Below are 12441 nucleotides of genomic sequence, written 5' to 3' on the forward strand. Positions count from 1 at the left end.
CCCGTAGAACCCGAAATCGTGAGCGGGCTGGTGTCGGGGCGGTGACCACCGCCCCGCTACTGTGTGTGCCGTGACTGAGCGGACTCTGATTCTGATCAAGCCCGACGGCGTGCGACGCGGCCTGACCGGCGAAATCCTGGCGCGGATCGAGCGGAAGGGCCTGACCATCGCGGCCCTCGAGCTCAAGAAGGTCTCGCCCGAGGTGGCGAAGGGCCACTACGACGAGCACAAGGACAAGCCCTTCTTCGGCTCCCTGCTCGACTTCATCACCTCCGGGCCGGTCGTCGCGGCCGTTCTGGAGGGCCCCCGCGCGATCGCCGCGTTCCGGCAGATCGCCGGCGGCACCGACCCCGTCGAGAAGGCCACGCCCGGCACCATCCGCGGCGACTTCGGTCTCGAGACCCAGCAGAACCTGGTGCACGGCTCCGATTCGCCCGAGTCGGCCGAGCGCGAGATCGCTCTCTGGTTCCCCGGTCTCTCCTGACCTGCGGGGACACCCCACCGGGCGGCGGACCGTCGCCCCGTATTGAACGCACCCACCGGGCCCGCGTCGCGCCTTCCGCGCGGCGCGGGCCCGATCCTTTCCCACTCCCGTTCCGCCGTGTGGGATAATGAGGGCGGACGCACGTCGATGGGCGCAAACCCGCGCAGCGTCGACCGGCCCGGCCTGCTCACAGATTTCGTCGAGCGGGCGTGCGCCAGGCACGAAGACACGTGCAGACCTTGACAAACGTGGGGCGGTAGGAGACTTCGCCCGCACCACACGACACGCCCCTGCGTGGCCGCGACTTCATTGACGCGCCCGGGGGTCGGTAGGAGATTTGAGTGGCCGACACACCGTCGCCGGAAGAACAGAACAGCGAAGCTCGGGAGGAGTTCCCGCAGAAGCTGCGCGTCCACGCGCTCGCGCGTCTGCTGGACCTGACCAGCAAGGAGGTGCTCGCGCACCTCAACGACCTGGGATTCGTCGCGCGCAGCGCGCACTCCAGCATCGATCGCAGCGCCGCCGAGCGCGTGCGCGACCGCATCGCCGGGGCCGACACTGCTGAGCCCGTCGCGGAGTCGAACCCGGAACAGCCCGTGGCCGAGACGCCCTCGCTGTTCTCCGCGCTCACCGTCCCGCAGCCCGTGGTCGAGCCCGCACCTGCGCAGGCCGTGGACGCCGGGGTCCCGCTGTTCCTGCAGCCCGACCAGGCCGAGGCCGCCCCGCGCCGCCGCACCCGCAGCCGCGCCAAGGCCGATGCCGAGGAGCCGAAGCAGGACACCGCGACCGAGGACGCCGCCGCTGAGCCGGCGGAGGCCCCGGTGGAGGCAGCCGCCTCGACCGACGAGGCCGCCACCGAGAAGGTCGCCACCGAGACCGCCGACGAGACCGCGAGCGGCGAGTCGAGCGATGCGGACGACGACAACGGAGGCAACCGCCGCCGTCGCCGCGGCCGCCGCGGTCGTGGCCGTGGACGCGGCGAGAACGCCGACGAGCAGGATCAGAACGCCACCGACGGCGACGAGTCCGCCGATACCACCAAGGGCGATAAGGCCAAGGGCGACAAGGCTGAGAAGTCCGAGCAGGACGATGCGGCCGAGGACCAGGGCCAGGACGCCGACGCCGAGGGCGACGATGTCGAGGACGTGACCGACGGCAGCTCGCGTCGCCGTCGCCGCCGTCGCCGTCGCCGCGGCGGGGGAGACGACGCCGAGACCGCCGCCACCGACGATCCGCCGAACACCGTGGTGCACGAGCGTGAGCCGCGGCAGAAGACGCGCCGCGACGAGGTGCGCGGCATCAGCGGTTCCACGCGCCTGGAGGCCAAGCGCCAGCGCCGCCGCGACGGCCGCGACACCGTGCGCCGCCGGCCGCCCATCCTCACCGAGTCGGAGTTCCTCGCCCGTCGCGAGGCCGTCGACCGCGTGATGGTGGTCCGCGAGCGCACCAACGTGGCGCCGTCGGAGGGTCAGGACGGCCACACTGTGCCGCACCCCTCGGACTACACCCAGGTGGCCGTGCTCGAAGACGGCGTGCTCGTGGAGCACTTCGTCACCTCGTCGAGCTCGGCGTCGATGGTGGGCAACATCTACCTCGGCCGCGTGCAGAACGTACTGCCCTCGATGGAGGCCGCCTTCGTCGACATCGGCCGCGGCCGCAACGGCGTGCTGTACGCCGGCGAGGTCAACTGGGACGCCGCCGGACTCGATGGCAACGCCCGCAAGATCGAGCAGGCCCTCAAGCCCGGCGATCAGGTGCTGGTGCAGGTCTCCAAGGACCCGGTGGGTCACAAGGGTGCCCGCCTCACCACCCAGATCTCGCTGGCCGGTCGGTTCCTGGTGTACGTGCCCGGTGGCGGTTCCGCTGGCATCTCGCGCAAGCTGCCGGACACCGAGCGCAAGCGGCTCAAGGAGATCCTCAAGGAGATCGTCCCGTCCGACGCCGGCGTGATCATCCGCACCGCGTCCGAGGGCGTGAGCGCCGAGGAGCTCGCGGGCGACGTCTCGCGGCTGCAGGCGCAGTGGGCCGAGATCGAGGAGGCCTCCAAGGCGAAGGGCGTGCGCCCGCTGTACGAGGAGCCCGACCTCCTGGTCAAGGTGGTCCGCGACCTGTTCAACGAGGACTTCAGCAAGCTCGTCATCGAGGGCGACAATGCCTGGGGCACGGTCGAGAAGTACGTCTCGACCGTCGCCCCCGATCTGATGCCCCGCGTCGAGCGGTTCGACAAGCCGCACGCCGATTCGCCCGACGTCTTCGCGGCGTACCGGATCGACGAGCAGCTCGCCAAGGCGCTGGACCGCAAGGTGTGGCTGCCCTCCGGCGGTACCCTGGTGATCGACCGGACCGAGGCCATGACCGTGGTCGACGTGAACACCGGCAAGTTCACCGGCTCGGGCGGCAACCTCGAGGAGACGGTCACCCGGAACAACCTCGAGGCCGCCGAGGAGATCGTGCGGCAGATGCGGCTGCGCGACATCGGCGGCATGATCGTGGTCGACTTCATCGACATGGTCCTGGAATCGAACCGGGACCTGGTGCTGCGCCGCCTCACCGAGGCCCTCGGCCGCGACCGGACCCGTCACCAGGTCTCCGAGGTCACCTCGCTGGGCCTGGTGCAGATGACGCGCAAGCGGATCGGCACCGGCCTGGTGGAGGCCTTCTCCACGCCGTGCCAGGCCTGCTCGGGCCGCGGCATCATCATCCACGCCGACCCGGTCGAGACCTCGGGCGGCGGCGAGGACTCCGGCCGTTCGGGCGAGAAGTCCGAGGGTGGCCGCAAGAAGCGCAAGCGCACCAAGTCCGACACTGCGCAGGCCCCCGCGCCCGCCAAGGACGACAAGCCGGTGCACAAGACCCCGCACCCCATGTTCCAGGCGATGGCGCAGCATCACGACGATGACGCGCCCCAGCAGGAGCTGGGAACGGACGAGGCGGCACCCGTGGACGAGGCGGCCCCCGCCGCCGCGACGCCCGAGTCCGACGCTCCCGAGCCCGCCAGGAAGCGGTCGCGGTCGCGCCGGAACCAGTCGGCGGCCGCTGCCGAGCCGGCCCCGGTCGAACAGCCGCAGCCGGCCGCCGAGCCCGCCCCGCAGCCCTCCGCCGAGGCCGCCCCGGTCGCTGCGGTGACGGAGGCGGCACCGTCGGCACCACGGCGCAGGCGGGTGGCCCGCAAGGCGCCCACCACCACGTCCGCCTCCGCACAGACGATCGTCGTGGACCTGGCGAGCGAGGCCCCGGCCGCGCCCGCCGTCACCACCCCGGCGGCCGACGGTGCGGGGGAGACCGCAGCCGAGCCCGCACGCAAGCGGGCCCGACGCCGGGCCGCCGCCCGTCCCGCGGGCCCCGCGGCCGGTGGGAGTGACGCTGCTGACAAGGCGGACCAGCCGGTTTGACCCTGGTAGTGGCCGTCCCGTAACCTGGGAAGGTCGCTTTTCCGGCGCCGCCGCTTCACCGTGCGCGGCATCGGATCACCCGCGTGATTTACGAGCCGCGCACCCGCGCGCTGAACTACGAGATGTGAAGAAGAAGAGGTAAGCCCCCGATGGCCACGTATGCGATCGTCAAGACCGGCGGCAAGCAGTACAAGGTCGCTGTCGGCGACCTGGTGAAGGTCGAGAAGATCGACGGCGAGCCCGGGACCAGCGTCAAGCTGCCCGTGGCTCTGGTCGTCGACGGCGCGAACCTCACCACCGACGCCGCCGCGCTGGAGAAGATCTCCGTGACCGGCGAGGTCGTGGATCAGGTCAAGGGACCGAAGATCCGCATCCACAAGTTCAAGAACAAGACCGGCTACCACAAGCGTCAGGGCCACCGGCAGAAGCTGACCGTGCTCAAGGTGACCGCGATCGCCTGAGCGGCGCCGTAAAACTTTTCGGATCGATTCAACAGGAGTAGCCAGATGGCACACAAGAAGGGCGCGTCCAGCTCGCGCAACGGTCGTGATTCCAACGCCCAGCGACTGGGCGTGAAGCGGTTCGGTGGCCAGAAGGTCAGCGCCGGCGAGATCCTGGTCCGCCAGCGCGGCACCCACTTCCACCCCGGCGTCGGCGTCGGCCGCGGCGGCGACGACACCCTGTTCGCCCTCGCGGCGGGTGCCGTCGAGTTCGGCACGAAGCGTGGCCGCAAGACGGTCAACATCGTGCCGGTCGCTGTGGAGGCCTAGTCCGCAGCAGCAGTACACAGCTTCATCGAGAGCGGGCAGGGACTCCATGGAAGAGTCCCTGCCCGCTCTTCGTTGAACACCACTAGTCCCGCGAACGCGGGATCGGCCCGCGTGGCCGGAACACGAAGGAGAGCGCATGTCTAGGTTCGTCGACCGGGTGACGGTGCACGTCACGGCCGGTAACGGTGGCCACGGCTGCGCGTCGATCCACCGGGAGAAGTTCAAGCCGCTCGGCGGCCCCGACGGCGGTAACGGCGGGCGCGGTGGTTCGGTGATCCTCGAGGTCGATCCGCAGGTGCACACACTGCTCGACTTCCACTTCCGGCCCCATCTCAAGGCCACCAACGGCAAGCCCGGTGAGGGCGGCAACCGCGAGGGCAAATCCGGCCAGGACATGATCCTCAAGGTCCCGGACGGCACCGTGGTGCTCGACACCGACGGCAAGATGCTCGCCGATCTGGTCGGAGCCGGCACCCGGTTCGACGCGGCCCAGGGCGGTCGCGGCGGCCGCGGCAACGCCGCGCTCGTCTCGAAGGCCCGCAAGGCCCCCGGCTTCGCCCTGCTGGGTGAGGACGGACAGTCCCGCGATCTGGTGCTCGAGCTCAAGTCGGTGGCCGATGTGGGCCTGGTCGGTTTCCCCTCGGCGGGGAAGTCGTCTCTGGTCTCGGTGCTGTCCGCGGCCAAGCCGAAGATCGCCGATTACCCGTTCACCACCCTCGCTCCGAACCTCGGTGTGGTCTCGGCCGGCGAGAACACCTTCACCATCGCCGATGTGCCCGGCCTGATCCCCGGCGCCTCCACCGGACGCGGCCTCGGTCTCGACTTCCTGCGGCACCTGGAGCGCTGCGCCGTGCTCGCGCACGTCGTGGACTGCGCGACCCTGGAGCCCGGCCGGGATCCCGTGAGCGATGTGGACGCCCTGGAGGCGGAACTCGCCGCGTATCAGCCGGCGCTCGCGGCCGATACGGGGCTGGGAGAGCTGGCCGCACGTCCGCGTATCGTGGTGCTCAACAAGGCCGATGTGCCCGACGCCGAGGAACTCGCCGAGATGGTGCGCGGCGAGTTCGAGGCCCGGGGCTGGCCCGTCTTCGTGATCTCGGCGGTCGCCCACACGGGCCTGCGCGAGCTCACTTTCGCGCTGTCGGACCTGGTGCAGAAGTACCGCGCCGAGCGCGGCACCCCGGTGGCTCGCCGCCCCGTCATCCGGCCCATCGCGATCGACGAGTCGGGCTTCGAGGTCATCTCCGATCCGGATCAGCCGGGCGGCTTCATCGTGCGCGGCCCGCGGCCGGAGCGGTGGATCAAGCAGACTCCGTTCGACAACGACGAGGCTGTGGGCTACCTCGCCGACCGGCTCAACCGGCTCGGCGTGGAGGCCGAGCTGGTCAAGCTCGGCGCGCAGCCCGGCTGCCCGGTGACCATCGGCGACGTGTGCTTCGAGTGGGAGCCCTCGCTCGGCACCATCGACGATGTGCCCGTCACCGGCCGCGGCACCGATATCCGGCTGGAGCAGAACGAGCGCGTCGGCGCCGCCGAACGGCGTCGTCAGCACGACGTCCGCCGCGGTCTGGCGAGCGACGACGAGGACGACGAATGACAGCAGCGCCCGCAACGGGCGACCTGCTGGCCGGCGATATGCGCGCCGCGGTCGCGGGAGCCCGCAAGCTGGTCGTCAAGATCGGCAGCTCGGCGCTCACCGACCTCGAACACGGCCTCTCCTCCGATCGGCTGGACGCCCTCACCGATGCCATCGTCGCCCGGCTCGACCGCGGCACCGAGGTGATCGTGGTGTCGTCCGGCGCGATCGGCGCGGGCATGGCTCCCCTGGGACTCAAGCGCCGGCCCACCGATCTCGCCACCAAGCAGGCGGTGGCCTCGGTGGGGCAGTTGCAGCTCGCCAATGCCTGGGGCGCATCCTTCCAGCGGTACGACAGGATCGTCTCTCTGGTCCTGCTCACCGCGCACGATGTGGGCCTGCGGGTGCACGCCGCGAATGCGCAGCGCACCCTGGATCGGCTGCGCAGCCTGGGCGCGGTGCCGATCATCAACGAGAACGACGTGGTGGCCTCGAACGAGGTCCGCTTCGGCGACAACGATCGGCTCGCGGCCCTGGTGGCGCACCTGACCGGTGCCGATGCGCTCGTGCTGCTCTCCGATGTGGACGGCTTGTACGACGGTGACCCGCGCAAGGGCGATGCCTCGCTCATCGCCGCGGTCGACGGTCCGGAGGATCTGGACGGCGTGGTCGCCGGCTCGGGCGGTGCGCTCGGTACCGGCGGGATGGCGTCGAAGCTGTCCGCCGCGCGGCTCGCCGCGGACGCCGGCGTGCCGGTGCTGCTCACGGCTGCCTCGCTCGCCGACCGGGCGCTCGACGGCGCCGATGTGGGCACCGTCTTCCGGCCCCGCGCGACGAGGCTGTCGGCGCGGCGGTTCTGGGTGCGGCACGCGGCCGATGTGCACGGCGACCTCACCCTGGACGACGGTGCCGTGGCGGCGGTCGTGGACCGGCGGCGATCCCTGCTCCCCGCGGGGATCACGGCGGTGGGCGGCGGCTTCTCCGGTGGCGATGTGGTGAACCTGGTGGACACCGCCGGCACCGTGCGCGCCCGCGGCGTGGTGGCCTACGACGCCTCCGAGCTGGAGGCGATGCTCGGGCAGGGCACCGTGGACCTGCCGCCCGATATGCGCCGGCCCGTGGTGCACGCGGACGATCTGGTGCCCGTGCGCTGAACTGGCGGTTCATACACTTCTGTAGAAAATGTCCGCCGCGTGGTACATTTTCGCTGAACCTGTGTCACTCTTTCAGCCAGGAGGTCGACGTGGCGCTGCACATCACGCACATGGGACGCACCCGCGGCCGCCCGTTCCCCGGGCAGGCGGAGTACGAACAGACCCTCCAGGATCTGTCCGAGGCGTCGGTGAACCGCAACTTCGACCCCTACGTCGACATCGACTGGGATTCGCCCGAGCTCGCCGTGACCCCGGACGATCCGCGCTGGATCCTCGATTCGCGGTTCGACCCGATCGGCCGCACCGAGTGGTACCAGGCGCAGCCGCGGTCGAAGCAGATCGAGATGGGCATGTGGCGCCAGGCCAATGTGGCCAAGGTGGGGCTGCAGTTCGAGTCCGTCCTGATCCGCGGGATCATGCAGTACACCGCGGTGCAGCCGAACAATTCGCCGGAGTTCCGGTACGCCACGCACGAGGCGAAGGAGGAGTGCCAGCACACGCTGATGTTCCAGGAGTTCGTCAACCGGATCGGGATGGACGTGCCCGGCGGACCGCTGTGGTTCCGCCGTCTGTCGCCGCTGATCCCGTTGGCGGCCACCACCTTCCCGATCATCTTCTACATGGGCGTGCTGGGCGGTGAGGAGCCGATCGACCATGTCCAGAAGCAGTTCCTGCGTTCGGGCATCGAACAGCACCCCACGATGACAGCCGTGATGCAGATCCACGTGGCCGAGGAAGCGCGGCACATCTCGTTCGCGCACCAGCTGCTGGAGCACCGCATCCCCACCCGTGGCCCGCTTCCGCGATTCCTGCTGTCGCTGGCGCTGCCGCTCGTGATGCGGTCGCTGCTCACCGCGATCGCGGTGCCGCCTCGGCAGTTCCGCAAGCGGTTCGACATCCCGCGGTCGGTGTGGAAGCAGATGTACTGGCGCTCCCCGGAATCGCAGGCCGTCAAGCGCGAGGTCTTCGGCGATGTGCGACTGCTGGCCGAGCACACCAAGCTGATGAACCCGGTATCGCGGCTACTGTGGCGCGCCCTGGGCATCGACGGCCGCGCCTCGCGCTTCCGCAGCGAACCCGCGTACTCCGCGAACTGAACCTGACGCCGGCCTGCGTGCGCGGCTGACGGCGGATCCGCTCGCAGCGGAGCTGCCGGAAGCGGTTCCGCGGCAGGCGGATCGGCGTGCACCGCGGTGGTTGTGCGGTGCAGCATCGGGGCATGAGCGAAAACCCGAAGATCCCGCAATTCACCGAACGTGTGCGCCGCGAGCTGTACGACCAGCGGGTCGTGGTGCTCGACGGTCCGCTCGACGACGATAACGGCGCCCTCCTCGCCACCCAATTGATGTCGCTGGCGGCGGCCAGCCCCAAGGAGATCGCGCTGTGGATCCACTCCCCGGGCGGTTCCGTCCCGGCGATGCTGGCCATCCGCGATGTGATGCGCCTGATCCCGTGCGATGTGTCCACCCTGGTCTTCGGCATCGCCTACAGCGCAGGGCAATTCCTGCTGTCGGCCGGTACTCCGGGTAAGCGCCGCGCCCTCCCGCACGCCCGTGTCCTCATGCACCAGGGTTCGGCCGGCATCGGCGGCACCGCCGTCGACATCGAGCTGCAGGCCGGCGATCTGCGGCACACCCGCGATACGGTGCTCGGCCTGATCGCCGAGGACACGGGGAGGCCGCGCGAGCAGATCTTCGAGGATTCCCTGCACGATCGCTGGTACACCGCACGGGAGGCGCTCGACTACGGCTTCATCGACGAGATCGTCGGCTCCTTCGACGAGATCGTCCCCGGACGCCGCCGCCGAGCGGGCTTCGACCTGGCGGGAGCGGCCCGATGAGCACCTACACCATCCCCAACGTGATCGAACGGCGCCCGCACGGCGAGCGGGTCTCGGACGTCTACTCCTACCTACTGTCCGAGCGGGTCGTGTACTTGGGAACGGGTATCGACGCCGGGGTCGCGAACGCCGTCGTGGCACAGCTGCTGTTCCTCGAGTCCGATAACCCGGATGCGGATATCCAGCTCTACATCAATTGCGAGGGCGGCGATCCCAGCGCGATGCTGGCCATCTACGACACCATGCGCTACATCCGCTCACCGATCGCGACCACGTGCGTGGGGCAGGCGGTGGCGGTGGGCGCGGTCCTCCTGGCGGCCGGTGCGCCCGGTAAGCGGGTGGCATTGCCGCATTCGCGGGTGGTGCTGCACCAGCCCGCCGCGCAGGGCCGCGAAACGATCCCCGATCTGATCCTGCAGGCCGACGAGGTGGTACGGGTGCGTGGGCAGATGGAGCAGATCCTGGCCCGGCACACGGGGCAGGAGCCCGACCGATTGCGTGCCGATACCGATCACGACCGCGTCTTCACTCCCGCGGACGCGGTGGCGTACGGCCTGATCGACGAGGTGATCGAGGAACACTGACCTCAGGCGGCGCGCAGCACGGGGGAGTGCGCCTGCACGCCGCGTGGCGCCTGCGGCACCGGGGTGGCGACGGTGCCGGTGGGAACGAGGTGCAGTCGGGTGGGCCGGCGGACCGTGCGCAGCTGGAGCCCGACGGCGACGATCACCTCGCCGACCGGGGCGCCGAGCGCGCCGGTGATGGCCGCGAGCATCTCGCTGGACGGGTCCTTGAGGCCGCGTTCCACCTCGGACAGGTACTGCGGCGAGATGCCGGCGCGGCGTGCGGTGTCGGCGAGGCGCTCGCCGCGCTGATGCCGCAACCGACGCAGCTGCGATCCCAGTTCGTGCCGGAACAGGGCCTCGCCGTCGGTGCGCGTCTCCATGGTCGAAGGCTACGACGCGATGCGGCCGCTCAGGTAGCCGATCCGCTGTGAGCAGCGCGGCTCACTGCGCCGCGATCATGGTCTCGACGTGGGCGCGGGCCTCCTCGCCGCCGGGCCCGGGAATCATGTCGAGGGCCTTACCGAGGGGCATCGACCCGGCGAGTTCGAGGAGCTGGTCGATCGGCAGGCCACCCGCGGAGTCGGCGAGCGCCGTCCGGAAGGCCTCGCCCGCCAGGGGGTGCGCCGCCCATTCGGCGATCGTCGAGTCCATGCCCAAGCGTTCGACGAGCACGTCTCCGTCGAGCCGGATCTCGGCGCCGGCCGCGATGTCGCGGCTGCTGTGCCCGGCGTCGATGCGGTACGTCCCGCCCGGGACCGCCCAGTCCGCACGGGACACGTCGTAGTGCGCGAATGCCCTTCGTGGCAGGTCGAATTCGACGACGGTGCTCGCTCCTGGGACGAGCTCGACCTTGCGGAACGCGGCGAGTGCGCGTCGCGGCCGGAAGACGGCACCGGCATCGGAACCGATGTACAGCTGGACCACGTGATGTCCGGCCCGGGTGCCCGTGTTCGTCACCGTCACCCGGGCGGTCGCGGAATCGGCTCCGGTGGCAACCACTTCGAGGCCGCTGATATCGAACGTGGTGTACCCCAGGCCGTGCCCGAAGGGATACCGGGGCGCGATGTCGCGGGTCTCGTACCAGCGGTAGCCCACCAGGAGGCCCTCGCCGTACCGGACGGTGCCCAGCTCGCCGGGGAAGTTGCCGAACGCGGGGGTGTCCTCGATGCGCCGGGGGATGGTCTCGGCGAGCCTGCCCGACGGTGCCGCGATCCCGAACAGCAGGTCGGCGATCGCCGCGCCGCCGCCCTGGCCGAGCAGGAAGGCCTCGAGGATGGCGTCCACCTCGTCGTGCCAGGGCTCGAGCTCGACGACCCCGCCGCCGACCAGGACCACGACGGTGCGCGGTGCGGCCCCGGCCACGGCCCGCAGGAGCTCCACCTGGTGCGGTGCGATCGCGAGGCTCGGGCGGTCGAAGCCCTCGGACTCCTCGGTCTCGGTGAGCCCGGCGAAGACGACTGCGATGTCGCTGCGGGCGGCGACGGCCGAGGCCTCGGCGCGCAGGGCGGCGTCGTCGCGGTCGAGCGCGTATCCGGCGGCGAACTCGGTGTTCACGCCGATCGTGGCTGCGCGCGTGTTGATCTCGTCGAGAGGCACGTCGACGCGGGTCGCGGTGATGTGGCTCGACCCGCCTCCCTGGTACCGCGGTGTGCGCGCCAGCTCGCCGATCACGGCGATGCGCCCGGAGTCCGGGCCGAGGGGCAGGGCGGAGTTCTCGTTGCGCAGCAGCACGGCGCACTCCGCGGCGGCCGCACGGGCGAGGTCGTGGTGCGCCTGCACGTCCGGTGCGGGCTCCTGGTCCGACGGTGCGTACCGCGCGAGGTCGAGCACCCGCTGTGCGGAGATGGTCGCGGTGGCGGCATCGAGGTCGCCGGATCCCACGGCGCTCACCACCTGCTCGACGCTGCGCGGCGCGTGCGGCATCTCCAGGTCGAGTCCGGCGCGCAGGGCGGCGACCCGGTCGTGCACGGCGCCCCAGTCGGAGACCACGAGCCCCCGGAAGCCCCACTCCTCGCGCAGCAGTGTGGTGAGCAGCCAGGTGTTCTCCGAGGCGTAGGTGCCCGCGATCCGGTTGTACGAGCACATCACGGTGGCGGGGGCGGCCTCGGTGACGATCCGCTCGAAGGCGGGGAGATAGATCTCCCGCAGCGTGCGCGTGTCCACGTCGACGCTGATCCGCATCCGCTCGGTCTCCTGGTTGTTCACCGCGAAATGCTTGACCGAGGCTCCCGTGCCGCCGCCCTGCTGTCCGGTCACGTGGGCCGCGCCGAGCACGCCCGCGAGCAGTGGGTCCTCGGAGTAGTACTCGAAGTTCCTGCCGCACAACGGATGGCGTTTGATGTTCACCCCGGGACCAAGCGCGATCGTCACGCCGAGGGCGCGGGCCTCCACGGCGATGGCGGCGCCGATGCGGCGCGCGAGATCGGGGTTCCAGCTCGACCCGACGGCCACCGCCGGCGGGAAGCAGGTGGCCGGTGCCGCCGCGTTCAGTCCGAGATGATCGGCGGATCCGATCTGCCGGCGTACCCCGTGCGGGCCGTCGGTGAGGACCATCGCGGGCACTCCCGCTGCGGGCACCGCCGCGGTCGTCCAGAAGTCGGCACCCGTCAGCAGGCGGGCCCGGTCCTCGAGGGGGAGATCGTCGGCGGCGGTCATGGGC

The 12441-nt window shown here is 70.8% G+C and carries 11 protein-coding genes; 9 read left to right on the forward strand and 2 right to left on the reverse strand.

Annotated features, from left to right (window positions below; genetic code table 11):
* The first annotated feature begins 70 nt into the window (after positions 1-70).
* From ndk to ABD108_RS12550, 9 genes are all read left to right on the forward strand, one after another.
* The gene (gene ndk, locus ABD108_RS12510; protein ID WP_220659390.1) at positions 71-484 is read left to right on the forward strand and encodes a nucleoside-diphosphate kinase; all 414 of its coding nucleotides are present in this window, start codon (positions 71-73) and stop codon (positions 482-484) included.
* Between the two features lie 341 nt (positions 485-825).
* Positions 826-3876, forward strand: a complete 3051-nt coding sequence (locus tag ABD108_RS12515; RefSeq protein WP_343930462.1) for a translation initiation factor IF-2 N-terminal domain-containing protein — start codon at positions 826-828, stop codon at positions 3874-3876.
* Between the two features lie 149 nt (positions 3877-4025).
* Positions 4026-4337, forward strand: coding sequence for a 50S ribosomal protein L21 (rplU, locus tag ABD108_RS12520; RefSeq protein WP_220659388.1), 312 nt, complete (start codon positions 4026-4028; stop codon positions 4335-4337).
* A gap of 45 nt (positions 4338-4382) precedes the next feature.
* Positions 4383-4646 carry a 50S ribosomal protein L27 gene (gene rpmA, locus ABD108_RS12525; RefSeq protein ID WP_013126135.1) on the forward strand — a complete coding sequence of 88 codons (264 nt, stop codon included), beginning with the start codon at positions 4383-4385 and terminating at the stop codon, positions 4644-4646.
* A 136-nt stretch (positions 4647-4782) separates the two neighbouring features.
* The gene (gene obgE, locus ABD108_RS12530) at positions 4783-6243 is read left to right on the forward strand and encodes a GTPase ObgE (protein WP_220659387.1); all 1461 of its coding nucleotides are present in this window, start codon (positions 4783-4785) and stop codon (positions 6241-6243) included.
* Positions 6240-7376: a glutamate 5-kinase gene (gene proB / locus ABD108_RS12535; RefSeq protein WP_220659386.1), complete on the forward strand. Its 1137-nt coding sequence runs from the start codon at positions 6240-6242 to the stop codon at positions 7374-7376. The genes obgE and proB overlap by 4 nt, the downstream gene beginning before the upstream one ends.
* 110 nt (positions 7377-7486) lie before the next feature.
* Positions 7487-8473 carry an AurF N-oxygenase family protein gene (locus ABD108_RS12540; RefSeq protein WP_255585893.1) on the forward strand — a complete coding sequence of 329 codons (987 nt, stop codon included), beginning with the start codon at positions 7487-7489 and terminating at the stop codon, positions 8471-8473.
* A 122-nt stretch (positions 8474-8595) separates the two neighbouring features.
* Positions 8596-9216: a ClpP family protease gene (locus tag ABD108_RS12545; RefSeq protein ID WP_305111573.1), complete on the forward strand. Its 621-nt coding sequence runs from the start codon at positions 8596-8598 to the stop codon at positions 9214-9216.
* Positions 9213-9800 carry a ClpP family protease gene (locus tag ABD108_RS12550; RefSeq protein ID WP_343930463.1) on the forward strand — a complete coding sequence of 196 codons (588 nt, stop codon included), beginning with the start codon at positions 9213-9215 and terminating at the stop codon, positions 9798-9800. Before ABD108_RS12545 ends, ABD108_RS12550 begins: the two co-directional genes overlap by 4 nt.
* Positions 9801-9802: 2 nt before the next feature.
* Here ABD108_RS12550 and ABD108_RS12555 read toward each other — a convergent pair whose 3' ends face one another.
* Together ABD108_RS12555 and ABD108_RS12560 are read right to left on the reverse strand one after the other, a co-directional pair.
* Positions 9803-10162 (reverse strand): helix-turn-helix domain-containing protein, encoded by a 360-nt coding sequence (locus ABD108_RS12555; RefSeq protein ID WP_220659382.1) that lies wholly within the window; start codon positions 10160-10162, stop codon positions 9803-9805.
* Between the two features lie 61 nt (positions 10163-10223).
* Positions 10224-12437: a glycoside hydrolase family 3 C-terminal domain-containing protein gene (locus ABD108_RS12560; RefSeq protein ID WP_343930464.1), complete on the reverse strand. Its 2214-nt coding sequence runs from the start codon at positions 12435-12437 to the stop codon at positions 10224-10226.
* Positions 12438-12441 lie beyond the last annotated feature (4 nt).

The sequence above is a fragment of the Tsukamurella strandjordii genome (assembly GCF_039525985.1).
In the GTDB taxonomy this organism is placed as follows: Bacteria; Actinomycetota; Actinomycetes; order Mycobacteriales; family Mycobacteriaceae; genus Tsukamurella; species Tsukamurella strandjordii.

Excerpts from the sequence above, each read along its gene's own strand:
- rplU (WP_220659388.1), top strand. The coding sequence starts at position 4,026 with ATGGCCACGTATGCGATCGTCAAGACCGGCGGCAAGCAGTACAAGGTC.
- rpmA (WP_013126135.1), top strand. The coding sequence starts at position 4,383 with ATGGCACACAAGAAGGGCGCGTCCAGCTCGCGCAACGGTCGTGATTCC.
- obgE (WP_220659387.1), top strand. The coding sequence starts at position 4,783 with ATGTCTAGGTTCGTCGACCGGGTGACGGTGCACGTCACGGCCGGTAAC.
- proB (WP_220659386.1), top strand. The coding sequence starts at position 6,240 with ATGACAGCAGCGCCCGCAACGGGCGACCTGCTGGCCGGCGATATGCGC.
- ABD108_RS12540 (WP_255585893.1), top strand. The coding sequence starts at position 7,487 with ATGGGACGCACCCGCGGCCGCCCGTTCCCCGGGCAGGCGGAGTACGAA.
- ABD108_RS12545 (WP_305111573.1), top strand. The coding sequence starts at position 8,596 with ATGAGCGAAAACCCGAAGATCCCGCAATTCACCGAACGTGTGCGCCGC.
- ABD108_RS12550 (WP_343930463.1), top strand. The coding sequence starts at position 9,213 with ATGAGCACCTACACCATCCCCAACGTGATCGAACGGCGCCCGCACGGC.
- ABD108_RS12555 (WP_220659382.1), bottom strand. The coding sequence starts at position 10,162 with ATGGAGACGCGCACCGACGGCGAGGCCCTGTTCCGGCACGAACTGGGA.
- ABD108_RS12560 (WP_343930464.1), bottom strand. The coding sequence starts at position 12,437 with ATGACCGCCGCCGACGATCTCCCCCTCGAGGACCGGGCCCGCCTGCTG.